Origin of the sequence: Agromyces sp. CF514, assembly GCF_900113185.1 — a bacterium.
Lineage (GTDB): Bacteria > Actinomycetota > Actinomycetes > Actinomycetales > Microbacteriaceae > Agromyces.
Window position 1 is genome coordinate 2062016 of the sequence record NZ_FOZD01000001.1, and the last position, 24286, is coordinate 2086301.

General features: G+C 71.7%; 20 protein-coding genes. 17 read left to right on the plus strand and 3 right to left on the minus strand.

Annotation, left to right across the window (positions count from 1 at the left end; translation table 11 throughout):
• Nucleotides 1-13 precede the first annotated feature (13 nt).
• The 12 genes from BM342_RS09165 (at nt 14) to serA (ending at nt 16787) form a co-directional block, all read left to right on the plus strand.
• Nucleotides 14-1816, plus strand: coding sequence for an acetolactate synthase large subunit (locus BM342_RS09165; protein WP_092965064.1), 1803 nt, complete (start codon nt 14-16; stop codon nt 1814-1816).
• A gap of 2 nt (nt 1817-1818) precedes the next feature.
• On the plus strand, nt 1819-2328 hold the full coding sequence (gene ilvN, locus BM342_RS09170) for an acetolactate synthase small subunit (protein WP_092965065.1): 510 nt from the start codon (nt 1819-1821) through the stop codon (nt 2326-2328).
• Nucleotides 2329-2394: 66 nt separating this feature from the next.
• On the plus strand, nt 2395-3423 hold the full coding sequence (ilvC, locus tag BM342_RS09175) for a ketol-acid reductoisomerase (protein ID WP_092965066.1): 1029 nt from the start codon (nt 2395-2397) through the stop codon (nt 3421-3423).
• Between the two features lie 175 nt (nt 3424-3598).
• Nucleotides 3599-5485, plus strand: coding sequence for a 5'-nucleotidase C-terminal domain-containing protein (locus BM342_RS09180; RefSeq protein WP_092965067.1), 1887 nt, complete (start codon nt 3599-3601; stop codon nt 5483-5485).
• Nucleotides 5486-5663: 178 nt separating this feature from the next.
• On the plus strand, nt 5664-9062 hold the full coding sequence (locus BM342_RS09185; protein ID WP_143109803.1) for a lamin tail domain-containing metallophosphoesterase family protein: 3399 nt from the start codon (nt 5664-5666) through the stop codon (nt 9060-9062).
• A gap of 157 nt (nt 9063-9219) precedes the next feature.
• A complete protein-coding gene (locus BM342_RS09190) occupies nt 9220-10617 on the plus strand; it encodes a tyrosinase family protein (RefSeq protein WP_092965069.1) in 1398 nt (465 codons plus the stop codon).
• Nucleotides 10614-11450 carry a copper chaperone gene (locus BM342_RS09195; RefSeq protein WP_092965070.1) on the plus strand — a complete coding sequence of 279 codons (837 nt, stop codon included), beginning with the start codon at nt 10614-10616 and terminating at the stop codon, nt 11448-11450. The genes BM342_RS09190 and BM342_RS09195 overlap by 4 nt, the downstream gene beginning before the upstream one ends.
• A gap of 30 nt (nt 11451-11480) precedes the next feature.
• Nucleotides 11481-13286, plus strand: coding sequence for a gluzincin family metallopeptidase (locus BM342_RS20190; protein WP_255368636.1), 1806 nt, complete (start codon nt 11481-11483; stop codon nt 13284-13286).
• A gap of 28 nt (nt 13287-13314) precedes the next feature.
• Nucleotides 13315-14064: a copper homeostasis protein CutC gene (locus BM342_RS09200; RefSeq protein WP_255368637.1), complete on the plus strand. Its 750-nt coding sequence runs from the start codon at nt 13315-13317 to the stop codon at nt 14062-14064.
• A 27-nt stretch (nt 14065-14091) separates the two neighbouring features.
• The gene (locus BM342_RS09205; RefSeq protein ID WP_092965072.1) at nt 14092-14622 is read left to right on the plus strand and encodes a hypothetical protein; all 531 of its coding nucleotides are present in this window, start codon (nt 14092-14094) and stop codon (nt 14620-14622) included.
• Nucleotides 14619-15014 carry a hypothetical protein gene (locus BM342_RS09210; RefSeq protein ID WP_092965073.1) on the plus strand — a complete coding sequence of 132 codons (396 nt, stop codon included), beginning with the start codon at nt 14619-14621 and terminating at the stop codon, nt 15012-15014. Before BM342_RS09205 ends, BM342_RS09210 begins: the two co-directional genes overlap by 4 nt.
• Before the next feature lie 183 nt (nt 15015-15197).
• A complete protein-coding gene (gene serA, locus BM342_RS09215) occupies nt 15198-16787 on the plus strand; it encodes a phosphoglycerate dehydrogenase (RefSeq protein WP_092965074.1) in 1590 nt (529 codons plus the stop codon).
• Nucleotides 16788-16926: 139 nt separating this feature from the next.
• Here serA and BM342_RS09220 read toward each other — a convergent pair whose 3' ends face one another.
• Nucleotides 16927-17490 carry a TetR/AcrR family transcriptional regulator gene (locus BM342_RS09220; RefSeq protein WP_092965075.1) on the minus strand — a complete coding sequence of 188 codons (564 nt, stop codon included), beginning with the start codon at nt 17488-17490 and terminating at the stop codon, nt 16927-16929.
• A gap of 115 nt (nt 17491-17605) precedes the next feature.
• Here BM342_RS09220 and BM342_RS09225 point away from each other — a divergent pair, with 115 nt between their 5' ends.
• Nucleotides 17606-19207 (plus strand): MFS transporter, encoded by a 1602-nt coding sequence (locus BM342_RS09225; RefSeq protein WP_092965076.1) that lies wholly within the window; start codon nt 17606-17608, stop codon nt 19205-19207.
• An 82-nt stretch (nt 19208-19289) separates the two neighbouring features.
• Here the strand turns inward: BM342_RS09225 and BM342_RS09230 are convergent, their stop codons facing one another.
• Complete coding sequence (locus BM342_RS09230; RefSeq protein WP_092965077.1) at nt 19290-19550, minus strand: DUF6458 family protein; 261 nt, start codon at nt 19548-19550, stop codon at nt 19290-19292.
• Between the two features lie 125 nt (nt 19551-19675).
• Here BM342_RS09230 and BM342_RS09235 point away from each other — a divergent pair, with 125 nt between their 5' ends.
• The 4 genes from BM342_RS09235 to BM342_RS09250 are packed head-to-tail and all read left to right on the plus strand — an operon-like array spanning nt 19676 to nt 23123.
• Nucleotides 19676-20737, plus strand: coding sequence for a 3-isopropylmalate dehydrogenase (locus BM342_RS09235; protein ID WP_092965078.1), 1062 nt, complete (start codon nt 19676-19678; stop codon nt 20735-20737).
• A gap of 23 nt (nt 20738-20760) precedes the next feature.
• A complete protein-coding gene (locus tag BM342_RS09240; protein ID WP_092965079.1) occupies nt 20761-21876 on the plus strand; it encodes a branched-chain amino acid aminotransferase in 1116 nt (371 codons plus the stop codon).
• Between the two features lie 4 nt (nt 21877-21880).
• The gene (locus BM342_RS09245) at nt 21881-22342 is read left to right on the plus strand and encodes a GNAT family acetyltransferase (protein ID WP_369823125.1); all 462 of its coding nucleotides are present in this window, start codon (nt 21881-21883) and stop codon (nt 22340-22342) included.
• Between the two features lie 10 nt (nt 22343-22352).
• Nucleotides 22353-23123, plus strand: coding sequence for a fumarylacetoacetate hydrolase family protein (locus tag BM342_RS09250; protein WP_092965080.1), 771 nt, complete (start codon nt 22353-22355; stop codon nt 23121-23123).
• An 81-nt stretch (nt 23124-23204) separates the two neighbouring features.
• Here BM342_RS09250 and BM342_RS09255 read toward each other — a convergent pair whose 3' ends face one another.
• A complete protein-coding gene (locus BM342_RS09255) occupies nt 23205-24254 on the minus strand; it encodes an aminotransferase class V-fold PLP-dependent enzyme (RefSeq protein ID WP_092965081.1) in 1050 nt (349 codons plus the stop codon).
• Between the last annotated feature and the right edge of the window lie 32 nt (nt 24255-24286).

Sequence of the window (24286 nt, forward strand, 5' to 3'; positions counted from 1 at the left end):
GAACAGGAACCGAATGACCACGGAATCCAGTCCCGTGCCGTCGCCCGCTCTCGTGCCCCCGCATGCACCGGTGGAGATCACCGGTGCCGAGGGCGTCGTCCGCTCGCTCGAGATGCTCGGCATCACCGACGTGTTCGGACTCCCCGGCGGCGCCATCCTCCCCGTCTACGACCCGCTGCTCGACAGCAAGAAGCTGCGCCACATCCTCGTGCGCCACGAGCAGGGCGCCGGCCACGCCGCCCAGGGCTACGCGTCGTCCACCGGCAAGCTCGGCGTCGCGATCGCGACCTCGGGCCCCGGCGCGACGAACCTCGTCACCGCCATCGCCGACGCGCACATGGACTCGGTGCCGCTGCTCGCGATCACCGGCCAGGTGTTCTCGAACCTCATGGGCACCGACGCATTCCAGGAGGCCGACATCGTCGGCATCACGATGCCGATCACGAAGCACTCCTTCCTCGTGAAGAAGGCGGAGGAGATCCCCGCGACGATCGCGGCCGCCGCGCACATCGCGTCGACCGGCCGCCCCGGTCCGGTGCTCGTGGACATCACGAAGGACGCGCAGCAGGCGAAGTTCGCCTTCTCGTGGCCCCCGAAGGTCGACCTGCCCGGCTACCGCCCCATCACCAAGGCGCACGGCAAGCAGGTCACGGCGGCGGCGCAGCTGCTCGCCGAGGCCAAGCGCCCCGTGCTCTACGTGGGCGGCGGCGTCATCCGCTCGCGCGCGTCCGAAGAGCTCCTCGAGCTCGCCGAGGCCACGGGCGCTCCCGTCGTGACGACCCTCATGGCGCGCGGCGCGTTCCCCGACTCGCACCAGCAGCACCTCGGCATGCCCGGCATGCACGGCACGGTCCCGGCCGTGATCGCGCTGCAGGAGTCCGACCTGCTCATCGCGCTCGGCGCCCGGTTCGACGACCGCGTGACCGGCAAGTCGGCACTCTTCGCGCCCAACGCCAAGGTCGTGCACGTCGACATCGACCCCGCTGAGATCTCGAAGATCCGCGTCGCCGACGTGCCGATCGTGGGCGACCTGAAAGACGTGCTCGTCGACCTGCGAACCGCGTACGACCAGCAGATCGCCGCGGGTGCGCCCGACATCAGCGAATGGTGGGCCACGCTCGACGGACTTCGCGCCGAGTTCCCCCTCGGCTTCTCGCCGACCTCCGACGGCCTGCTCGCACCCCAGCAGGTCATCCAGCGCATCGGCGAGCTGACCGGACCCGAGGGCATCTACGCCGCCGGTGTCGGACAGCACCAGATGTGGGCGGCGCAGTTCATCAAGTACGAGCGCCCGAACTCGTGGCTGAACTCGGGCGGCGCCGGCACCATGGGCTACGCGGTCCCCGCGGCCATGGGGGCCAAGGTCGCCGAGCCCGACCGCGTCGTGTGGGCGATCGACGGCGACGGCTGCTTCCAGATGACGAACCAGGAGCTCGCGACCTGCACGTTGAACGAGATCCCGATCAAGGTCGCGATCATCAACAACTCGTCGCTCGGCATGGTGCGCCAGTGGCAGACGCTCTTCTACGACGGCCGCTACTCGAACACCGACCTGAACACGGGTCACGACAGTGTGCGCGTGCCCGACTTCGTCAAGCTCGCCGAAGCCTACGGCGCGCTCGGCATCCGCGTGACCAGAGAAGACGAGATCGACGCGGCCATCAAGCTCGCGCTCGAGACCAACGACCGCCCGGTCGTCATCGACTTCGTGGTGTCGGCCGACGCGATGGTGTGGCCGATGGTGCCGCAGGGCGTGTCGAACAGCTACATCCAGTACGCCCGCGATCACTCGCCGGCCTTCAGCGAGGAGGACTGACCATGTCGACCCACGTGCTCTCACTCCTCGTCGAGGACAAGCCCGGCCTGCTCACGCGCGTCGCAGGACTCTTCGCGCGCCGCGGCTTCAACATCGAGTCGCTCGCGGTCGGCCACTCCGAGATCGAGGGCCTCTCGCGCATCACGGTCGTCGTCGATGTCGAGGAGTTGCCGCTCGAACAGGTGACCAAGCAGCTCAACAAGCTCATCAACGTCATCAAGATCGTCGAGCTCGACCCCGCCCAGTCGGTGCAGCGCGAGCACCTGCTCATCAAGGTGCGCGTCGACAACTCCACCCGCTCGCAGGTGCTCGAGGCCGTCAACCTCTTCCGCGCCCGCGTCGTCGACGTCTCGACCGACGCGCTCGTGATCGAGGTCACCGGCGACTCCGGCAAGACGACGGCGTTCCTCAAGGTGCTCGAGCCCTACGGCATCCGCGAGATCGCCCAGTCGGGCCTGCTCGCGATCGGTCGCGGCGGCAAGTCGATCACCGAGCGCGTCTTCAAGAACTGAATCGGATGCCGCGGCGCGCAGCCGCGACATCCCGTACCGAAACCCACACCAAGGAGAAGAACAGCAATGGCTGAGATGTACTACGACCAGGACGCGGACCTCTCGATCATCCAGGGTCGGAAGGTCGCCGTCATCGGTTACGGCTCGCAGGGCCACGCGCATGCGCAGAACCTGCGCGACTCGGGCGTCGAGGTCGTCATCGGCCTCAAGGACGGCTCGAAGTCGATCCAGAAGGCCGAAGAGGCCGGCTTCGAGGTCAAGAACGTCGCCGACGCCTCGGCGTGGGCCGACGTCGTCGTGATCCTCGCGCCCGACCAGTACCAGCGCCACATCTTCGCCGAGTCGGTCAAGGACAACCTCTCCGAGGGCGACGTGCTCGTCTTCGGCCACGGCTTCAACATCCGCTTCGGCTACATCGAGGCACCCGCCGGCGTCGACGTGATCCTCGTCGCGCCGAAGGCGCCCGGCCACACCGTGCGTCGCGAGTTCGTCGCGGGCCGCGGCATCCCCGACATCATCGCCGTCGAGCAGGACGCCTCGGGCCAGGCCTGGGAGATCGCGAAGTCGTACGCGAAGGGCATCGGCGGCACCCGCGCCGGCGTCATCAAGACGACCTTCACCGAAGAGACCGAGACCGACCTGTTCGGCGAGCAGGCCGTGCTCTGCGGCGGCACCTCGCAGCTCGTGCAGTACGGCTTCGAGACCCTCGTCGAGGCCGGCTACCAGCCCGAGATCGCCTACTTCGAGGTGCTGCACGAGCTGAAGCTCATCGTCGACCTCATGTGGGAGGGCGGCATCGCCAAGCAGCGCTGGTCGGTCTCCGACACGGCCGAGTACGGCGACTACGTCTCGGGCCCCCGCGTCATCGACCCGTCAGTCAAGGAGAACATGAAGGCGGTGCTCTCCGACATCCAGGACGGCACCTTCGCGGCGCGCTTCATCGCCGACCAGGACAACGGCCAGAAGGAGTTCCTCGAGCTCCGCGCCAAGGGCGAGCAGCACCCGATCGAGACCACGGGTCGCGACCTGCGCAAGCTCTTCGCCTGGAACTCGTCCGACGACGACGACTACGTGGACGGCGAGGTCGCTCGCTGACGCGAGCGGACCTGCCGCCCACTGCCTCGCTGACGCGAGCGCGAGTGCGCTGACATCGAACGGCCCGTCCCGGGACACCGGGGCGGGCCGTTCCGCATCCGTGCGCGAATGAGCACGGCGAATTCACCGCAGCCCCCTTGTCCCGGCGGCCCCCGTTGTGGTCACATGTGGTCCCATGAGCGAACACTCGAATCACGACCCTGTTCCCCGCTGGTGCTCCTGCGACGTGCCCGACGACGATCTCGTCGAGTCCGGAGACACGGGCATCACCCGACGCAACATCCTCATCGGCGCCACCGCCGCGAGCGCCCTCGCCGCGGCCGGATGGGCCGGGCCCGCGGTCGCCGCTCCGGGAGGCAAGGGCGACAAGTCGGTCACGATCACGATCATGGGCACGTCCGACCTGCACACGAACGTCGTCAACTGGGACTACTACAAGGACGCGACGTACAGCGACAGCGCCGGCAACGCCGTCGGCCTCGCCCGCGTCGCGAGCGTCGTGAAGCAGATCCGCGCCGACCGTGGCGCAGACCGCACCCTGCTCTTCGACGCCGGAGACACGATCCAGGGCACGCCGCTCGGGTTCTACTACGCGACCGTCGAGCCCGTGACTGAGACGGGGGCGACCCATCCGATGGCGGCCCAGATGAACGCGCTCGACTACGACGCGGTCGCGCTCGGCAATCACGAGTTCAACTACGGGCTCGAGTTCCTCGACCACTGGATCTCGCAGATGGACGCGCCTGTGCTCGCGGCGAACGCCGTGCACGCCCGCACGAAGGTGCCGCGATTCCGGCCGTACGCGATCAAGACGATCAAGGTTAAGGGGCGCCCGCCGATCCGGGTCGGCGTGCTGGGTCTGACCAACCCGGGTGTCGTCATCTGGGACAAGGCGAACGTCGAGGGCAAGGTCGAGGTGCTCGACCTCGTCGCGACGGCCAAGCGCTGGGTCCCGGTCATGCGGGCACAGGGCGCCGACATCGTCGTCGTGAGCGCCCACTCGGGCGACAGCGGCACCTCGTCGTATTCGGGCGACCTGCCCAACGAGAACGCTGCCGCGCTCGTCGCCGAGCAGGTGCCCGGCATCGACGCGATCCTCTTCGGGCATGCGCACCGCGAGGTGCCGGAGCGCATCGTCGCGAACCTGCAGACGGGTGCGAAGGTGGTCATGAGCGAGCCGAAGAACTGGGGCCAGCGGCTCAGCGTCTTCGACCTCGCCCTCGAGTTCGAGCGCGGACGCTGGCGCGTCGCGACGAGTTCGGCGCACCTCGTGAACACGAACACGGTGGTCGACGACCCCGAGTTCGTCGCGATCGTGCGGTCCCAGCACGACGCCGTCGTGCGGTACATGAACTCGCCCGTCGCGAACTCGACGACCGAGATGCTCGCGGCGGAGTCGTGCTGGAAGGACACCGCGATCCTCGACTACGTCAACGAGGTGCAGACCGCGACCGTCGCGGCCGCGGTCGCCGGCACGCCCGAGGCATCCCTGCCGATCGTGTCGATCGCGGCGCCGTTCAACCGGGCCGCTCGCTTTCCGGCGGGGTCGGTCACGATCAAGGATGTCGCGGGCCTCTACATCTACGACAACACGCTCATGGCGTCGGTGCTCACGGGCAAGCAGATCAAGGAGTACCTCGAGTTCTCGGCCGAGTACTACAAGCAGGTCGCCCCCGAAGCACCCGTCGACCCGGCCGCGTGGACGAACGCCCAGACCCCGCGCGCGGCGTCGACGCCCGACTACAACTACGACCAGTTCTCGGGGGTCGAGTACACCGTCGACATCTCGAAGCCGGTCGGGCAGCGCATCTCACCGCTCACCTTCGAGGGCGCGGCCGTGTCCGACGATCAGCAGTTCCTCGTCGCGGTCAACAACTACCGGCAGTCCGGCGGCGGCGGGTTCCCGCACATCGCGACGGCGCCGGTCGTGTACAACGCGCAGGTCGCGATCCGCGAGGCGATCGTGGCCTACGCGTCCGCGCAGGGCACCATCGACCCGGTCTCCTTCCACGTCGAGAACTGGAAGCTCGTCCGCAACGGGGTGCCGGTCTTCACGCCCTGACCTCGCCCCGCAGACCCCGAGACGCGGGCCGCGGGCGGCGGGCGGATCCGCCCGCCGCCCGCGCCCGGCGGCTCGCACGTCGGTCGCGCGGCGCGCCGCGGCATCCCGTCGCCCGTCGTTCACGCGGGACTTCTCGGCCCGCCTCCGTGCGTTCACCCGATGGCGAGAGCGTGTCGGTGTGCGACGCGGAACAAGCCCGATTCGAACTGCTCGCACTCGGGCGACGGCCTGGGCCGTCGGGGCCGCGATCCTCGCCCTCGTCGTCACGGTGATGCCGACGCAGGGCGCGCACGCCGCCGCCCGGGTGTCGGCTGCGGCATCCGGCGTCGTGATCGACGAACTCGCGAACGGCGACGGCAGCGGCGGGGCGTTCAGCTTCTTCGAGCTGCGCAACACCGGCCGAGCGGCGGTCGACCTGCACGGCTGGAACGTGTTCCGGTGCAGCGCAGAGGGCCTGCGCGCGAACGTCGGCCGCCCCGAGGCGCGACTCGACGACGTCGTGCTGCAGCCCGGCGAGCGGTTCACGGTCGCCCGCATCGGGGCGACGCTGCCGGGCGGACGCCGTGCGGACGCGCAGTTCACGCAGCCCTACGACCGCGGCGGGTTCGGCCTCGTGCTCGTGGACGCCGACGGCGATCGCGTCGACGCGGTCGGCGTGTACCCGAGCGAGCCGACGCCGGTCGCGAGCGAGTGCACCGAGGGCGCCAACCTGCCCGAGATGCTCGCATCCACCTCCGCCCCCGGTGAGAGCTGGCAGCGCGTCGCCGACACGGGCGACGTGGCCGAGGACTTCGTGCGGGCCGAGGCGACCCCCGGCGCCGAGAATGCGAGGGGGCCGCAGGACCGGGCCGACGCGGCATCCGTGCGCATCGTCGAGGTGGCCGCGGCCGGTCCGGCGGGCTCCGGCGACGACCTCGTCGAGATCCGCAATTCCGGCGGGGCCGCCGTCGACGTCGGCGGATGGACGGTGCACCGCTGCAGCGCCTCCGGCACGGCCTCGCCCGACACGCGGCAGTACGCCTTCCCGCCGGGCGCACGGCTCGATGCGGGGGAGCGGTTCCTGCTCGGAGGCCCGGGCTTCGAGCCGGGCGCCGATGAGGCCGAGCCGGATGCGCGCACCACGACGAGCCTCGCCGACACCACGTTCGGGGTGCTGCTGACGGATGCCGCGGGCCGCCGCGTCGACGAGGTGAGCGTCTCGAACGGGCCGGACACCGCGTGCCAGCGCGACGCCTCGAAGCTCGCATCGGTGCTCGACGCCCGCGCGGGGGAGTCCTGGCAACTGGTCGAGGAGCCGGGTGCCGGCGCGACCGGGTTCGTCATCGCGCCGCGGACACCGGGGCGGCCGAACGCCAGGGCCGAACGGAGCGTGTTCCGCAGCGCGTTCGAGTACCCCGCGTCGCCGGAGGTCGCCGTCAGCGAGTTGGCGACCGATCCGCGATCGATCGAGGGCACCTCGCCGCAGAACTTCGTCGAGCTCGGCAACTACGGCGACCGCGCCGTCGACCTCGGCGGATGGCGGCTCGTGCAATGCGGCGTCGACGGCGCGCGCGAGCAGGACACGCTGCTCGCGATCGCCGACGGCACGCGCGTGGCGCCGGGCGAGACCTGGCTCGCCGCGCTCGAGGGGACGGCCGCCGCAGCGGGTGCGGATGCCCGCTACGCGGAGCCGTTCGACCTGCTCGGCACGGGGGTCTGGGTCGAGGACGCCGAGGGGCGCCGGGTCGACAGCGTCGGCGTCTACCTCGCGAACGAGATGGACGAGCCGAACGAGCGGCCGAGCCCCTGCACGAAGGGCGTGGCGCTCACGACGTTCCAGCCCGACCGGTTGCGCGGCGAGACGTACCAGCGCAGCCGGTTCACGGGCGTCGACGCCGACGACTTCGTCGTGCGCGCGGCGTCGCCCGGCGAGCTCGACCTCGCCGAGTGGACTCCCGTCGAGGCGCTCGCCGCGCAGACGGAGGCGCGGCTCGCCACGGAGGTCCGACGTGAACTCGGCGATGACGCCGTACGGCTCGCGGGAGCCGGTCCGGGCGCCGTCGCGCCCACGCGTCGGACCCTGAACGGGGAGGCGGCCGCGGTCGTCGTCGAGGCGGCGCGTGGGGCGACCACGGCCGGCGCGCTGGTCGAGCATCGTGCGCCGGGCGAGCAGCCGATCGCGGTCGGGGCGGGCGGATCGGTCGAGGTGGCCGACCTCGCCGCATCCGATGACGCCTTCGCCTTCCCGTACGTGCGGATGACGGTCGCCGTCGGGCCGTCCCGCAGCGCGGACGGCGGGCGAACGGTCGCGTGGACCGGCCACGGCGACGATCGCGCGGAACTGACGCTGTCGGTGTGGGATCCCTCGGGCGGCGCATGGCGGCGGCTCGACTCGCGTTCGGCGACGGACGGCGGCGTGCTGATGCTGACCGGCCGAGTGCGTGCCGCCGAGGCATCCGACGATCGCATCGAACTGCTGGTGCAGAGCGCGCCGCGCCGCAGCGACGCGACGCCGCACGGCGCCGACGGCGAGTTCGAGGATCCCGCCGACTACGACCTCGCCATCAGCCACATCACCGACACGCAGTACCTCAGCGAGGCGTACCCCGAGGTGTACGCCGAGGTGGTCGGATGGATCGCCGCGAACGCCGAGACGCGAAAGATCGCCTTCGCGACGCACACGGGCGACCTCGTGCAGAACTGGGTCGACCCTGGGCAGCAGGAGGACCGCGCTCGCCGCGAGTTCGAGGTCGCGTCGACGATGCAGGCCGTGCTCGACGACGCCGGCGTGCCGAACAGCGTGCTGCCCGGCAACCACGACAACAAGCGCGGCGCGAGCAATGCCCTCTTCAACGAGTACTTCGGTCCTTCGCGATACGAGGCGATGCCCTGGTACGCCGGGTCGATCGCCCCCGACGACAACAGCGCCAACTTCAGCACGTTCGAGCGGGCCGGCGCCAGGTTCCTCATGCTCTCACTGCCCTACGCGTACGGCGAGCGCGAGCTCGCGTGGGCCGAGCAGGTCGTCGCCTCGCACCCCGGCCACAACGTCGTCGTCTCGACGCACGAGCACGTCACGCCCGAGCTCGCGGATGCCGCGGCCGGCCGTTCGACCGGGTCGCGTTGGCTCTCGCGGGGCGGCGAGCTCTGGCAGCGCGTCGTCGCGCCCAACCGCAACGTCGTCGCCGTGCTCTCGGGTCACTTCCACGGGCTCGGCAGGATCGTCACGGAGGACGCCGGCGGGCTGGCCGGCCACACGGTCGTCGAACTGCTCGCCGACTACCAGGAGTTCCGCACGCACACGGGGGAACGGGCGACCGGGTTCCAGCGGCTGCTGCAGGTCGATCTCGGCGGCGGCACGATCGCGGTCGACACGATCTCGTCGACGCTCGGCGCGACCGCGAGCTTCCCGTACGACTACGAGCAGTTCCGGCCCGAGAACGGCTCGGAGGGCACCCCGTCGAACTCGCGGCCGTGGCGGATCCTCGCCGACGGGCTGCAGGACCGGTACACGGCCGAGGACGACGACTTCGCGGTCGACGTGGCGTTCCAGTACCCGAAGAGGGTCGTGACCGAGTCGGTGCTGGTCGGCCGCTGAGCGCGCTCCGGGGTCGGTCTCGCACGCCCGTTCGACGGCGTGCGCGGGCGGTGTGAAGACGGTGCGCGGACGGGCATGAAGTGTGCCGTCAGCACTCTGGACGCGCCACCAACCCGGTGGTAGACATGGCGCGCACATTCGCACCGAGGGGGTCGTCATGCGGGTTCGCAGGGATATCGAGGGGTTGACGGTCGGCGATCGGGATGCCGCGGAGTCCGGCCCGTGGCATCCGATCCTGGATGCCTACGCACGCGGGGTCGAGGTCATGAAGGCCGTCGACGCGGCCGGGCCACCGACGCCCCAGTCGTGGATGTGGGCGGCCAACACGCACGGCATCGACCAGTTCACGCCGCGACGGGCGGCCTGGGCGCAGTGCACGCACGCCTCGCTGTTCTTCCTGCCGTGGCACCGGGCCTACCTCGCGTGGTTCGAGCAGCACATCCGCGACGCCTCCGGCGACGACGACTGGGCGCTGCCGTACTGGGACTACTCGGCGCCCGGTTCGACGCGTCGGCTGCCGGTCGAGTTCGCGGTCGAACGGCGCACGGTCGACGGCGTGCTCGTCGACAACCCGCTCTTCTCGCCCGCGCGATCGACGCAGGCGATCCCGGCGGCGAGCGCCGACATCGTCGAGGCGCTCGCCCAGCCCAGCTACGTGCTCGAACGCGAGGCGGGATTCGGCGGCACCCTGCCGGACCAGTCGTTCGGCACCGTCGAGGACCGCCCGCACAACTACGTGCACATGGCGATCGGCGGGGTCATGCGATCGCCGTCGACGGCGGGCCGCGACCCCGTGTTCTGGCTGCACCACGCGAACATCGACCGACTGTGGGAGGTGTGGCTCTCGCTCGAGGGTTCGGTTCGGCTGACGGATGCCCCCGACACGCCGCCCGAGCTGCAGTCGGCGTGGGACTCCGCGGCGTTCTGGTTCGGCGACGAGCAGCGACCGGAGACCTACGCGATGGCCGCCGTCGAGGACCTCGCGAGCGATCGCATGGACTACGGGTACGAGTCGATCGTGCTCGCCGACGTGCTCGCCGACGCGGTCGCCGATCGACGTGCGGAGATCATCGCGGCGACCGGGGGAGGGTTCGGGGTGGACGAGGCATCGAAGTGGCAACCCGTGGCGGCGACGTTCGACCTGGCGTCGGGCGAGGAGCGCGAGATCCCGTTCGAGGGCGGGGCGCTCGGGCTCGACGAGGCACCGCCGACGAGGCTCCTGCTCGAGCTCGCCGGTGCCACCGCGCACGACCCGCACTCCGCGTACGACGTCGAGATCCGCTCGACGCCCGACGCGGCGCCGCACGTCGTGCGCGGGTTCTCGACGTTCGGCCTCGCGGGCACGCCGGACGAGGAGGTGCGCAACTACCTCGTCGACGCGTCGAGCGTGCTGCCCGACCTGCTCGACGAGGGCTGGGCGGGCGGCGCGCTCACGGTGCGGCTGCTGCCTGCGGAGGCGTGGGCGACCGGCGACGGCGGCGAAGGCGGTGGCGATGCCGCGGACGCGCGTGCGATCAGCGTCGCGCAGGTCACGGTCTACGTGCAGGCGCCATGAGCGTCGTCACGGGTCGCGCTGCGGGCGCAGCGGGCGCAGCGGGCGCGACGGGCGCACGGCGCCGAAGCCGATCGAGCCTCGGCACCCGGGTCGGCGAGGCGCTGCCGATCGCCTCGGGTGCCGCGTGGGCCGTGCTGATAGCGGCCTCCCTGCCGCTCGCCGGCGGTCTCGGGCTCGGCGCGCACCACGGCGGAACGGATGCCGGCGGCGGGCCGCCCGGCACCGCGGGCGGGGGCGCAGGGACGGGCGCCGCGGCATCCGTCGCCGTCACGCCGATGTGGGCGGCAGGCTGGCTGCTCATGGTCGTCGCGATGATGTGGCCGCTGCTCGTGCCGCTCGCGAACCGCATCGCGGCGGGCTCGTTCCCTCGCTGGCGCATCCGCCTCGTCGCGGTCGCGGTCGTGGTCTCGACTCTGCTCTGGTTCGCGTTCGGCCTGGCCGCCGCGCTCGTCGCGCAGCTCGCCGGGGTGCCGCAGGGCAGCCTCTGGTGGCAGCTCGCCGCACTCGGGGTCGCGGGCGTCGCCCGGTGGTCGCCCCGGCGCGCCCGCCTGCTGGCCCGGTGCGCCGTCACGCCGCCCATCGCCCCGGGCGGTCGCCGTGGCATCCGCACCGCCGCCCGTGCCGGAGCGATCGAGTGGCGGCGCTGCGCCGTCCTCTGCGGTCCGCTCATGCTCGCGATGGTGCCGGGGCACGGCGTGCTCGTGCTCGCCGCGGCGAGCCTCTCGGTCTGGTGGGAGTTCCGGCATCCGCGCGCGTGGCGCGACCCGGTGCCGCTCGCGCTCATCGCGGTCGCGGCGCTCGCGGCCATCGGAACAGCACTGCTCGGGGGGTGACCCGTGGCGCGTTCGGGTCCGGTCGCGACGGTGTCGCTGCTCATCCAGGACGACACGGTCGACCTGGGTACGGTCGACGGTGTTCCGGTGCCGAAGCGCGAGGTGCGCGAGCTCGCGCTGCCGGAGGGCGCGAACGACCGCTTCCTCGACGGCCCCGCGTGCCGACGACTCGCCGTCGTCGACCTCGAGCCCGGCTCCGGGCTGCCGTTGCCGCCCCCTGCGGCGTTCGAGCCCAAGGGTGAGGGCGACCTCGACGGCGGCTACCCGATCGAGGATCCCGAGGCCGCGTCGCCCGCCGCGCTCGCCGTGAACGCGTTCGGCGTCGCATTCCGCACGATCCGCATGTTCGAGGGGCCGGACGCCCTCGGTCGGCGGGTGCGCTGGGCGTTCGACGGCGAGCAACTGCTCGTCGTGCCCCGTGCCGGCGAGCGGGCGAACGCCGCCTACGACCGCAGGACCCGCAGCCTCCAGTTCTCGTCGTTCACCGGGGCTGACGGCGAGCGCGTGCACACCGCGCTCAGCAGCGACATCGTCGCGCACGAGTGCGGGCACGCGCTGCTCGATGCGGTGCAGCCCTCGCTCGCCGACCGGCCGACTCGCGAGTCGATCGCGATCCACGAGGCCGTCGCCGACGTGATCGCGGTGATCATGGCCCTCGACAGCGATCGGCTCCGCACGAGCGTGCTCGCGCGCGGCGGCAACCGCATCGACGCGCAGAACGCGTTCAGCTCGATCGCGGAGGCCTTCGGGGTGGCCAAGCCGGGGCCGGGCGGGGCTGCCCGCCATGCGCTGCGCGATCTCGCGAAGCTCACGAGCCTCGCAGCCCTCGCGGGGGCGAACCCGCACGAGCTCAGCACGCTGCTCTCGGCGATCTACTTCGACACGTTGCGCGACATCTACGAGACGCGGTTCGCGCGGGAGCGGGGCCCCAGGCGCGACGGCCGACGGCGGCTCTCGTCCGTGCAGGCCGCGAACCGCGCCCTCGGCACCGCGCACGTCGTCTTCCGCCGATTCGTGCTGCGCGGCATCGACTACCTGCCGCCCGGCGACCTCGGGTTCGCGGATGTCGGCAGGGCCGCGTTCGCGGCCGACCAGGCGATCGACGCGGCCGCCGGTCGGCGGGGCACCGCGGAGGTGCGCCGACGCCGCGACGCGTTCGCCGCTCGGTTCGTGACGAGCGGCGTCGTTGCCGCACCGGCGCAGCTGCGGGCGCGCCGCCCGCGCGCGCTCGACGTGCCGCCCGAGCGTCTCGCCGACCTCCGCGACCACGAGTTCGCGGCCTACGACTACGTCGGCAGGCACCGTCGCGCCATCGGGATCCCGGCGCGCGTGCCGTTCACCGTGCTCGCGCGCATCGATGCGACGAAGCGGGTCGGCTCGAAGACGGTCGTCCCGCAGCGCGAGCTGCTCGTCAAGGTCGCCTGGGACCGGGTGCCGCCCGCGCGTGCCGACGGAGCCCGCCCGCGGCCGGTTCCGGTGGGCGCGACGATCAGCCTCCACTGGGACGACGGACGCTGCCTCGCGCTCGTGCGGAGCGTCGCCGCCGAGGGCGGGCTTCCGGCACCCGGCGGCGACGGTCCGCCGTCGACACCGGCCGACCCCGACGGCGACGCGGCTGGGGCGGGGGAGACGCTGCTCGCCGATGATGTCGCATTCGACCTCTTCCACGCGGATGCCGCCGCCGCGGCCGGGCGAGGTGCAGGTCGGGGCGCGAGGTCCGCGAGCGTCGCCGCACGCCCGGCACGGGCCGCCCGGCCGCTCGCCGCGCCGCCGCCGGGCGTGGACCCCGGCGCGTTCTTCGACCTCGTGCGCGCCCGCTCGGCGCTCGGCCGGTGAGTCCGCCGCCGCCCGCTACTGTGTTCAGGTGCCGAGTCAGCTGCAGGTCGAGATCGCCGTCCAGGATGCCGCGGGCGTCCGCATCGCCCTCGAGGGAGGTGCCGCCCGCATCGAGCTCTGCCAGGCGCTCGGGCTCGGAGGGCTGACCCCCTCCGCCGGACTCGTCGAGGCGGCCGTGGCCGCGGCGTCCGCGGCCGGGGCGACCGGCTTCGTCCACGTGCTCGTGCGCCCTCGCGGCGGCGGATTCGTCTACGACGCCGACGAGCTCGACACAATCGTGCGCGACATCCGGCTGGCCCGCTCGCTCGGCGCGGACGGCGTCGTCGTCGGTGCCCTGACCGAGTCGGGCGTGCTCGACCGGGGCGCGATCGCCGCGTTCGTCGACGCGGCCGACGGCATCGACGTGACGGTGCACCGCGCAGTGGACGCGAGCGCGGACCCGATCGTGTCGGTGCTCGCCCTCGCCGGCACCGGCGTGCGCCGTGTGCTCACCTCGGGCGGCGCGGCCGACTGCCGTGCGGGCCTGCCGACCCTCGCGCGCATGGTCGAGGGCGTGGCCGGGCGGCTCGAGGTCATGTCCGGCGGCGGCGTGCGCGTGTCCGACATCGCCGACCTCGCGGCGGCGGGCGTCGACGCCGTGCACCTCTCGGCGCGCGGGCGCGACGAGCGCGGCGGCCCCAGCGGACCGGGCGGCGGCGTCGACGGATTCGACGTGACGGATGCCGCCACGGTGCACGCTGCGGTCGCGGCCGCCGGCGGGCCCGCACGCACGGCCTGAAGCCGCGATCGACGTAGGCTTGGTGCCATGACGCGCGAGACCGATGACGACGCCCTGCGGTGGGAGGGCGACGACGATCCGACCCTCGCACCCGGATGGAAGAAGGTCGGCCCGACGGTGAAGGCGCCCGCCGCCGATGCTGGCTCCGGCGCGCAAGGGTCGGCCGCGGCATCCGGGGTCCGCGAACCCGCGGGCGCGGCTGACGACGCCGATGTCGATGCCGATGTTGATGCAGATGCCGACGATGCCGACGAGGTGAAGCCGGGTTCCGCCGCCCAGACGGGCTCGGTCGAGCTCGTCGTGCTCGGCATCCTCGCCGGGGTCTACCTGCTCTACACGATCGGCTGGTTCATCACGGCACTGCGCACCTCGGTGCCCGGCATCAGCGTCGTGAGCGACACGATGTACGCACTGGGCCTCTGGCTCGCCGTGCTCGCGGCACCGTGCTGGTTCGCGCTCGCGCTCCGGGCGGGCGGGCGCCGCGCCCGGCTCGTCTGGCTGATCGCGGGCGCGCTCGTGCTCGCCCCGCTGCCGTTCGTCCTGGGGGTCACCGCATGAGCGCCGTTCCCGCCTCGCCCGAATCGGGCGCGCCGATCGTCGACGGCACGGATGCCGCGGGCGGCCCGGTGCACACCCGCACCCTGCCGATCTGGCTCGACGTGAGCCTCGCGGTGCTGTTCGGGCTCTTCTTCGCCTACGACGTGTGGGAGGTCGTGGAGTCCATCGTGCAGCTGCTGGGCCTCGGACTCTCGTTCAGCGGCGCAGGCTGGGCCGTCATGATCTCAGCGCTCCTGGCGCCGCTCGCGTGCTTCGGCCTCGCGTTCGCACTCGGTCGCAAGCGCGGCCTGCTCGCGCGCATCGCGCTGTACTTCACCGGTCTCGCGGTCTCGGCCGTGCTGTTCCTCAGCCTCTCGGTGCTGCTCGGCCAGATCGGCGGCGTGGTCGTCTGACCACGGCGCCCGTTCGCGGCGTCCGGCGCGGTGCGCGGCGCCTTGTGCGGCCGCGCGCGTCACACGGACGAAACACGTGCGTCGGCTGAAGTAGGCTGAGCGGGTTGCGCCCCGACGGTGTGTGGCGCATCCCACCCACACAGTGCTGCGCCTTCGCGCGCGCAACCCCCGAAGGAATCACTCGTGTCAAAGCCGGTCGTGCTGATCGCCGAAGAACTCTCGCCCGCCACCGTCGACGCCCTCGGGCCCGACTTCGACGTCCGCAACGTCGACGGCACCGACCGGGCCGCGCTGCTGTCCGCGCTCTCCGACGCCAACGCGATCCTCGTGCGCTCCGCGACGAAGGTCGACGCCGAGGCGATCGCGGCCGCCCCCAAGCTGCAGGTCGTCGCGCGTGCGGGCGTGGGCCTCGACAACGTCGACATCAAGGCCGCGACCACCGCGGGCGTCATGGTCGTCAACGCGCCCACGTCGAACATCATCTCGGCGGCCGAGCTCACGGTCGGCCACATCCTGAGCCTCGCCCGGCACATCCCGGCGGCGCACTCCGCGCTCGCGCAGGGCGAGTGGAAGCGTTCGCACTACACCGGCACCGAGCTCTACGAGAAGACCGTCGGCATCATCGGCCTCGGCCGCATCGGCGCGCTCATCACCGCCCGCCTGCAGGCGTTCGGCGTCGACGTCATCGCGTACGACCCCTACATCACCGCCGCTCGCGCGCAGCAGCTCGGCGTGCAGACCGTCTCGCTCGACGAACTGCTCGAGCGCAGCGACTTCATCACGATCCACATGCCGAAGACGCCCGAGACGACCGGCATGATCGCGACCGAGCAGCTCGCGAAGATGAAGCCGTCCGCCTACATCGTGAACGTCGCACGCGGCGGGCTCATCGACGAGGACGCCCTGCACGACGCGCTCGTCGCGGGCACCATCGCGGGTGCCGGCCTCGACGTGTTCGTCACCGAGCCGCCGCGCGAGTCGCCGCTGCTGGGCCTGCCGAACGTCATCGTCACGCCGCACCTGGGCGCCTCGACCGACGAGGCCCAGGAGAAGGCCGGCATCTCGGTCGCGAAGTCCGTTCGCCTCGCGCTGGCTGGCGAGCTCGTGCCCGACGCGGTGAACGTCGCCGGCGGCATCATCGACCCGTACGTGCGTCCCGGCATCCCGCTGGTCGAGAAGCTCGGCCAGCTCTTCTCCGGCCTCGCGCAGGGCGCGCTCACGAGCCTCGACGTCGAGGTGCACGGCGAGCTGTCCGAGTACGACGTCAAGGTGCTGAAGCTCGCCGCGCTCAAGGGCGTGTTCACGAACGTCGTGAGCGAGTCCGTCTCGTACGTCAACGCGCCGCTGCTCGCCGAGCAGCGCGGCATCGACGTGCGCCTCATCGTCGACGCCGAGTCGTCGGAGTTCCGCAACGTCATCACCCTCAGCGGCGCACTCGCCGACGGTCGGCAGATCTCGGTCTCGGGCACGCTGACCGGCACCAAGCAGATCGAGAAGCTCGTCGGCATCAACGGCTACGAGCTCGAGGTGCCGATCGCGACCACGCACATCGTCATGGAGTACGCCGACCGTCCCGGCATCGTCGCGGTGTACGGCCGCGAGTTCGGCGAGGCCGGCATCAACATCGCGGGCATGCAGATCGCCCGGCGCGAGGCCGGCGGCAACGCGCTCAGCGTGCTCACGGTCGACTCGCCGGTTCCCGCCGACGTGCTCGAGCGGGTGCGCACCGCGATCGAGGCGTCGGTGTTCGTCGAGATCGACATCACCGAGTAGGCACGGCTCCAGTTCCGCGGATGCCGCGGGCGACCCACTTCGGTCGCCCGCGGCATCCGTCGTCTGCAGGCGCGTCGGACACCGCTGCTGACGCTGATGCCGCAGCCGCAGCCGCAGTCGCAGTCGCAGCCGCTGCCGCTCAGCGGCCGTCGGCGACGAGGCGTTCGAGCAGGGCGACGAGCGCGTCCATCTGCTCGGGGCTGAAGTCGCCGGCGGTCGCGACGTCGTCGACCGCCTCGGCACGAAGGGCCGCGTGGTAGTACAGGCCGTCGCCGATGAGGGTGATCGCGATGGCGAGCGCCGGATCGCTGACGTGGCGGCCGAGCTCGACGAGCCAGCGTTCGCGAACCTCCTCGATGGCGCGGCCGGCCTGGCGGTCGCCGCCCTGCGCGAGCCGCACGGTCGCGATGAAGCTGCGGTCGAGCGAGGTCTCGATCTCGACCGAGGAGCGCACGAAGTAGGCGATCGGACCTTCGGGCGCCTGCTCGATGCGGGTCACGTCGGCTTCGACGAGTTCGTGCAGGCGTTCGATGAGGCCGGCGATGAGCGCCTGGCGCGAACCGAAGTGGTAGAGCAGCCCGCCCTTCGAGACTCCGGCGGCCTTGGCCGTCGCATCGAGGGTCGCGGCGCGTTCGCCGTCGGCGATGATCAGCCGTTCGAAGGCGTCGAGGACCGCCTCGCGGGCGGCGGGGGGTCGGCTCATGACCCCATTGTGACGGACTGCGCGGTCGTCGTCGCTGCTGGCGGGCTCGTGGTCATGCTGTTACTATACCAACTGGACGGTACAGAAACCGCCTGGAGACAGAACGAGCGAACGCATGACCGAGAACACCACGCCCACCACGAACACCCGCCCCGACGCGACCGGGTCCCGCCGCCCGGCGGCGCCCGAACCCGTGGCGTCCGTCGCGCCCTCGTCGCGCGCCCCGCGCCGGGCCTGGTTCGCCCTCGCGGTGCTCATGCTGCCCGTGCTGCTCGTCTCCATCGACAACACGGTGTTGAGCTTCGCGCTGCCCGAGATCTCCCTGGCGCTCGCGCCGACGGCCGCCCAGCAGCTCTGGATCATCGATGCCTACCCGCTCGTGCTCGCGGGCCTGCTCGTGGCCATGGGCAGCGCCGGCGACCGGTTCGGGCGTCGCCGCATGCTGCTCATCGGCTCGGTCGGCTTCGCCCTCGTGTCGGTGGGCGCGGCGTTCGCCCCGACCGCCGAGGCGCTCATCGCCGCACGCGCCCTGCTCGGGTTCTTCGGCGCGATGCTCATGCCGTCGACGCTGTCACTGCTGCGCACCGTGTTCACCGACCGAGAGCAGCGCCGTCTCGCGATCGCGATCTGGGCGACCGGCTTCGCGGCCGGCAGCGCCTTCGGTCCGATCGTCGGCGGCGTGCTGCTCGAGCACTTCGCGTGGGGCTCGGTGTTCCTGCTCGCGGTGCCCGTGCTGGTGCCGCTCATGATCCTGGTGCCGCTGCTCATCCCCGAGAGCCGCGACCCGAACCCGGGTCGCATCGACGTGACCAGCATCGTGCTCTCGCTCGCGGCCATGGTGCCGATCGTGTTCGGCATCAAGTCGATCGCGACCGACGGGCTCGGCGGCATCGGCATCCAGTCGATCCTCTTCGGCGCGTTCTGCGCGATCTGGTTCGTGCGTCGCCAGTTGCGCAGCGAGAACCCGATGCTCGACGTCCGCCTGTTCGCGAAGGGCTCGTTCGGCGGTGCCGTACTCGTGAACCTCTTCAGCGTGATCGCGCTCGTCGGGTTCCTGTACTTCGTGTCGCAGCACCTGCAGCTCATCGCCGGACTCAGCCCCGTGAACGCCGGACTCGCCCTGCTGCCTGGCCTCGTCGCGATGATCATCGCGGGCCTGGCGGTCGTGCCCGTCGCCCGTCGCGTGCGCCCCCGCGTGCTCGTGCCGGTCGCGCTCGTGCTGTCGGCCGGCGGATACCTCGTCATCGCCCTCCTGACGGATGCCGCGTCGATCGCCCCGATCGTGCTCGCGTTCGTCATGCTCGGGGTCGGAATCGGCGCAGCCGAGACCGTCTCGAACGAGCTCATCCTGTCGAGTGCGCCGCCGGCGAAGGCCGGCGCGGCGTCCGCCGTCTCCGAGACCGCGTACGAACTCGGCGCGGTGCTCGGCACCGCGGTGCTGGGCAGCATCCTCGCCGCGCACTACCGGTCCGCGCTCGTGCTTCCGGCGTCGCTCACGTCCGCACAGGCGGATGCCGCCCGCGAGACGCTCGCGGGCACGTCGGCCGTCGCCGGGCAGCTGCCGGCCGGCGTCGCCGACGAACTGCTCGCCTCCGCGGCCGCCGCATTCGACGGGGGAGTCGTGCTCACCTCGCTCATCGGAGTCGCGCTCATGCTCGGCGCTGCCGTGATCGCGGCGGTGACCCTGCGCAACCCGGTCGAGTCGCGCGAGCACTGACGAACACGGTGCTCGGCGCCGTGCGAGCGCCGACATCGAGGAGGGCCCGTGCCGCACCGCGGCACGGGCCCTCCTGCGTGTCTCAGTACGCGGTCGAGTCGGGCGCGCTGGTCTCGTCGCGCCGCACCTGCGTGCCGGATGCCGGGTCGACGCTCGTCTGCGACGTCGAGATCGTGCGACGGCGCCGTGCCATCAGCACGAGGCCGAGGATCACGACGACCGCGCCTGCGGCCATCAGGATGTAACCGACGAGCTGGAGGTCGATCCAGTCGACGCCGATGTTCAGTGCGAACGCGAGGATCGCGCCGATCACGAAGAGGACGATGCCGAGTCCGATACTCATGGTGGGGACTCCCTTCTCGGGCGGGCCGGGTGCACGCGCCGTTGTGCGGCCGGATCACCGGCTGCGGGCTCAGGCTAGCCCCGCCAGCCGTTACGCTGTGAGGGCTGGCGCACGAAGGGAACTCCATGGTAGGTACGGTCAAACTCGCGGTCATCCCCGGTGACGGCATCGGTCCCGAGGTGGTCGCAGAGGCGCTGAAGGCGCTCGACGCGGCCGTACAGGGCACTGGTCTCGTCATCGAGCAGACGCCGTACTCCCTGGGAGCCGCGCGCTACCTCGAGACCGGCGACGTGCTGACCGACGACGACCTCGATGCCATCAAGCAGCACGACGCGATCCTCCTGGGCGCCGTCGGCGGCACCCCGGGCGACCCGCGCCTCGTCGGCGCGAACATCGAGCGCGGCCTCCTGCTGAAGCTGCGCTTCGAGCTCGACCACTACGTGAACCTCCGCCCGACGGTGCTGCACCAGGGCGTCGTGAGCCCGCTCTCGAACCCGGGCGAGGTCGACTTCGTGGTCGTCCGCGAGGGCACCGAGGGGCCGTACGTCGGCAACGGCGGCGCGATCCGCGTCGGCACTCCGGCCGAGGTCGCGAACGAGGTGTCGGTGAACACCGCCTACGGCGTCGAGCGGGTCGTGCGCTACGCGTTCGCCGCGGCATCCGCCCGCCCCCGCAAGAAGGTCACGCTCGTGCACAAGACGAACGTGCTCGTCTTCGCGGGCTCGCTCTGGAAGCGCACGGTCGACGCCGTCGCGGTCGAGTACCCCGACGTCGCCGTCGACTACCTGCATGTCGACGCCGCGACGATCTTCCTCGTCACGGACCCTGCTAGATTCGACGTCATCGTCACAGACAACCTCTTCGGCGACATCCTCACCGATCTGGCCGGCGCGATCAGCGGCGGCATCGGGCTCGCAGCCTCGGGCAACATCAACCCCGACGGCCGATTCCCCAGCATGTTCGAGCCGGTTCACGGTTCCGCACCCGACATCGCCGGGAAGGGCATCGCAGACCCCACCGCCGCGATCCTCTCCGTCGCACTCCTGCTCCGCCACCTCGGCGAGCCGGATGCCGCGGTCGAGGTCGAGCGGGCGGTCTCCGCCGACATCGCCGAGCGCGGCGACGCGAGACGTTCGACCTCCGAGGTCGGCGACGCGATCGCCGCCCGCATCGGCTCACTCGACTGAACCAACGATCGAAGGACCCCATCATGACGATCAACCTTCCGCTCCAGGCTCCCTCCGCAGCCGGACTCATCTGGCAGACCGTGCGCAACGAGCAGGCGAAGACGCCCGAGGCGCGCGCCGAGATCCTCGCCGACCCGGGCTTCGGCAATCACTTCACCGACCACATGGTCGACGTCTGCTGGTCCGAGAAGGGCGGCTGGCACCGCCCGCGCGTGACGCCCTACGGCCCGATCTCGCTCGACCCCGCCGCCGCGGTGCTGCACTACGCGCAGGAGATCTTCGAGGGCATGAAGGCCTACCGCCACGCCGACGGGTCGATCCGCACCTTCCGTCCCTACGAGAACGCGGCGCGCATGCAGCGCTCGGCTCAGCGTCTCGCGCTGCCCGAGCTGCCGAGCGAGATCTTCATCGAGTCGCTGAAGAAGCTCATCGAGGTCGACGCGGAGTGGGTTCCGGGCGCCCCCGAGACGAGCCTGTACCTGCGGCCGTTCATGTTCGCGAAAGAGGCGTTCCTCGGCGTGCGCCCCGCGAAGAAGGTCGCCTACTACCTCATCGCGAGCCCGGCCGCCGCGTACTTCCCCGGCGGGGTCGCGCCCGTGAACATCTGGCTCTCGACGAAGTACGCCCGGGCCGGCAAGGGCGGCACGGGTGCCGCCAAGACCGGCGGCAACTACGCGTCGAGCCTGCTCCCGCAGGCCGAGGCCTACGAGAAGGGCTGCCAGCAGGTCGCGTTCCTCGACGACGCAGGAAACCTCGAAGAGCTCGGCGGCATGAACGTCGTCATCGTCAAGCGCGACGGCACGCTCGTGACCCCCGAGTCCGCCTCGATCCTCGAGGGCATCACGCGCGACTCGATCCTGCAGCTCGCGGCCGACCGCGGCCACACGGTCGAGCGCCGCGCGCTCTCGATCGACGAGTGGCGGGCGGGCGTCGAGTCCGGCGACATCGTGGGCGCGTTCGCCTGCGGAACGGCGGCGGTCGTGGTGCCGATCGGGCGCCTGCTCGCCGACGACTTCGAGATCGTGCACACGCACGCCGAGGCGTCCGACCTGGCACTCTCGCTCCGTGAAGAGCTCACCGACATCCAGTACGGCCGTCGCGAAGACCGACACGGCTGGATGCTGCGCCTCGACGCGTGATCGCGTGAGCGGAATCGCTTCGCACGACGCGACGGCCGGATCCTGGCGGATCCGGCCGTTCGCCGTCGCGGACACCGAGCCGGTCGTCGCGCTCTGGCGAGACGCGGGACTCGTCGTGCCCTGGAACGACCCCTACCTCGACATCGAGCGCAAGCTCGGCGTGCAGCCCGAGCTCTTCCTCGTGGGGGAGTCCGACGGCGTGCCGGTCGCGACCGCGATGATCGGCTACGACGGACATCGCGGCTGGGTGAACTACCTCGCGGTCGACGAGCCGTTCCGCGGCACCGGCCTCGGGCGCGCGCTCATGCACGAGGCCGAGCGGCTGCTCGCCGAGCGCGGATGCCCCAAGCTCAACCTGCAGGTGCGATCGAGCAATGCCGGAGTCATCGCCTTCTACCGCAGCCTCGGCTACGGCGTCGACGACGTCACGAGCCTCGGCAAGCGCCTGATCCCCGACGCGCCGTAGGCTTGCAGGCATGAAGATCGCACGCTTCTCGCATGGTGAGTCCATCTCGTTCGGTGTCGTCGACGAAGAGGAGCACGAGCTCGTCGTGCTGAAGGCCGACCCGATGTTCGCGGGCTACGAGCCGACAGGCCAGCGGGTCGCGCTCGCCGACGCGAAGCTGCTCGCACCGGTGATCCCGCGGTCGAAGGTGGTGGCCGTGGGCCGCAACTACGCCGACCACGCCGCCGAGTTCGGCAACGAGGTGCCCGCCGAGCCGCTGCTGTTCCTGAAGCCCAACACCTCGGTCATCGGCCCGTCGGACGCGATCGTGCTGCCGCCGCAGAGCGAGCGCGTCGAGTTCGAGGGCGAGGTCGCGGTCGTCATCGGCCGCATCGCGAAGAACGTCGCCGAGGCCGACGCGCTCGGCGTGGTCTTCGGCTACACGATCGCCAACGACGTCACCGCGCGCGACCTGCAGCGACGCGACGGACAGTGGTCGCGTGCGAAGGGCTTCGACACGTTCTGCCCGCTCGGCCCCGTCATCGACACCGACCTCGACCTCGAGCACGGCACCATCGACACGAGCGTGGGCGGCGAGCGCCTCCAGCACGCGCCGCTGTCCGACATGGTGCACTCGATCCCGGCGATCATCGCCTACGCGTCGAGCGTGTTCACCCTGCTTCCCGGCGACGTGATCCTCACGGGCACGCCGGCCGGCGTCGGCCCGATCGTCGACGGCGACACGGTCGAGGTCACGGTCTCCGGCCTCGGCACGCTGTCGAACCCGGTGCGCAGGGCCTGACCCGGCCTCCACGTCGGGCGCGGGCTCGTCGCCGACGTGGCGAGCGGATGCCCCGGGGCGGCCCCGCGGCATCCGGCACCGTCAGATCGCGAACGCCGCGTGCGGGCTCAGGGCGCCGAGCGCGAGCGCGACGTCCTCCTCGTCGTTCCAGACGTGGAACGCCGCACGCGCGCGGCCGGCGCGGCCCGACGCCGTGAGGCCCGCGGCCGTCAAGGCTCCGAGGTCGCAGCCGTCGGGGTCGCTCCACGAGACGATCGCGCTGTCGGAGGCTTCGAGCCCGAGGCCCGCGCGGAACGAGTTCGCAAGGGCGAGGTCGTGCCGCCGCACCTCGTGCAGGTCGAGCGACGCGGTGAGTCCGAGCGCGGCCTCGGCGCCGGCCCACGCGTTCCACGCGGGGGAGACGTCGAAGCGCGTGGCGTCGGGCGCGACGTGGAGGTCGGGGCCGTAGCAGGAGGTCCAGGGGTCCTCGCCCGAGTACCAGCCGGCGGTGAACGGCGTGATCTCCTCGATCGCCCGGTCCGAGAACGCGGCGAACGCGGCGCCGCGCGGCGAGCTCAGCCACTTGTACGCGTGGCAGACGAGCAGGTCGGCATCGAGGTCGTCGGTGGGCATCCACCCGGTCGCCTGCGTCGTGTCGACGATCGTGAACGCACCGACGGATCGTGCGGCCTCTGCGACGGCCGCGGCATCCGCGATCTCGCCCGTGGCCGACTGCACGAGCGAGTAGGAGACGAAGGCGGTGTCGGCCGTGACGGCGTCGGCGAGCGCATCGAGGGGCACGTGCCGCACGCGGAGGCCGCCGTGGGCGAGGAACGGGGCGACGACCGACGAGAAGTCGCCGTCGACGCAGAGCACCTCGGCGCCGCGCGGCGCGGATGCCGCGACGAGGCCCGTGAAGACCGAGACCTGCGATCCCGTGGCGACCTGTCGGGGCGTCGCGCCGAGCAGGGTCGCGGCGTGGGCGCGCGAGCGTTCGAGGCTCGCCGAGTAGTCCGCGGCGGTCGCGGTGCCTGCGGCCCAGGCGTCGAGGTCCCGTCGCACGGCGTCTCGAGTGACGTCGGCCGGCAGGCCGAGGGTGCAGGCGGCGAGGTAGCCGCGGCCGCCGACGTATCGGGATCGTTCCTGGTGCATGCCTCCAGCCTCCGCCGAGGCGTTCCATTGCA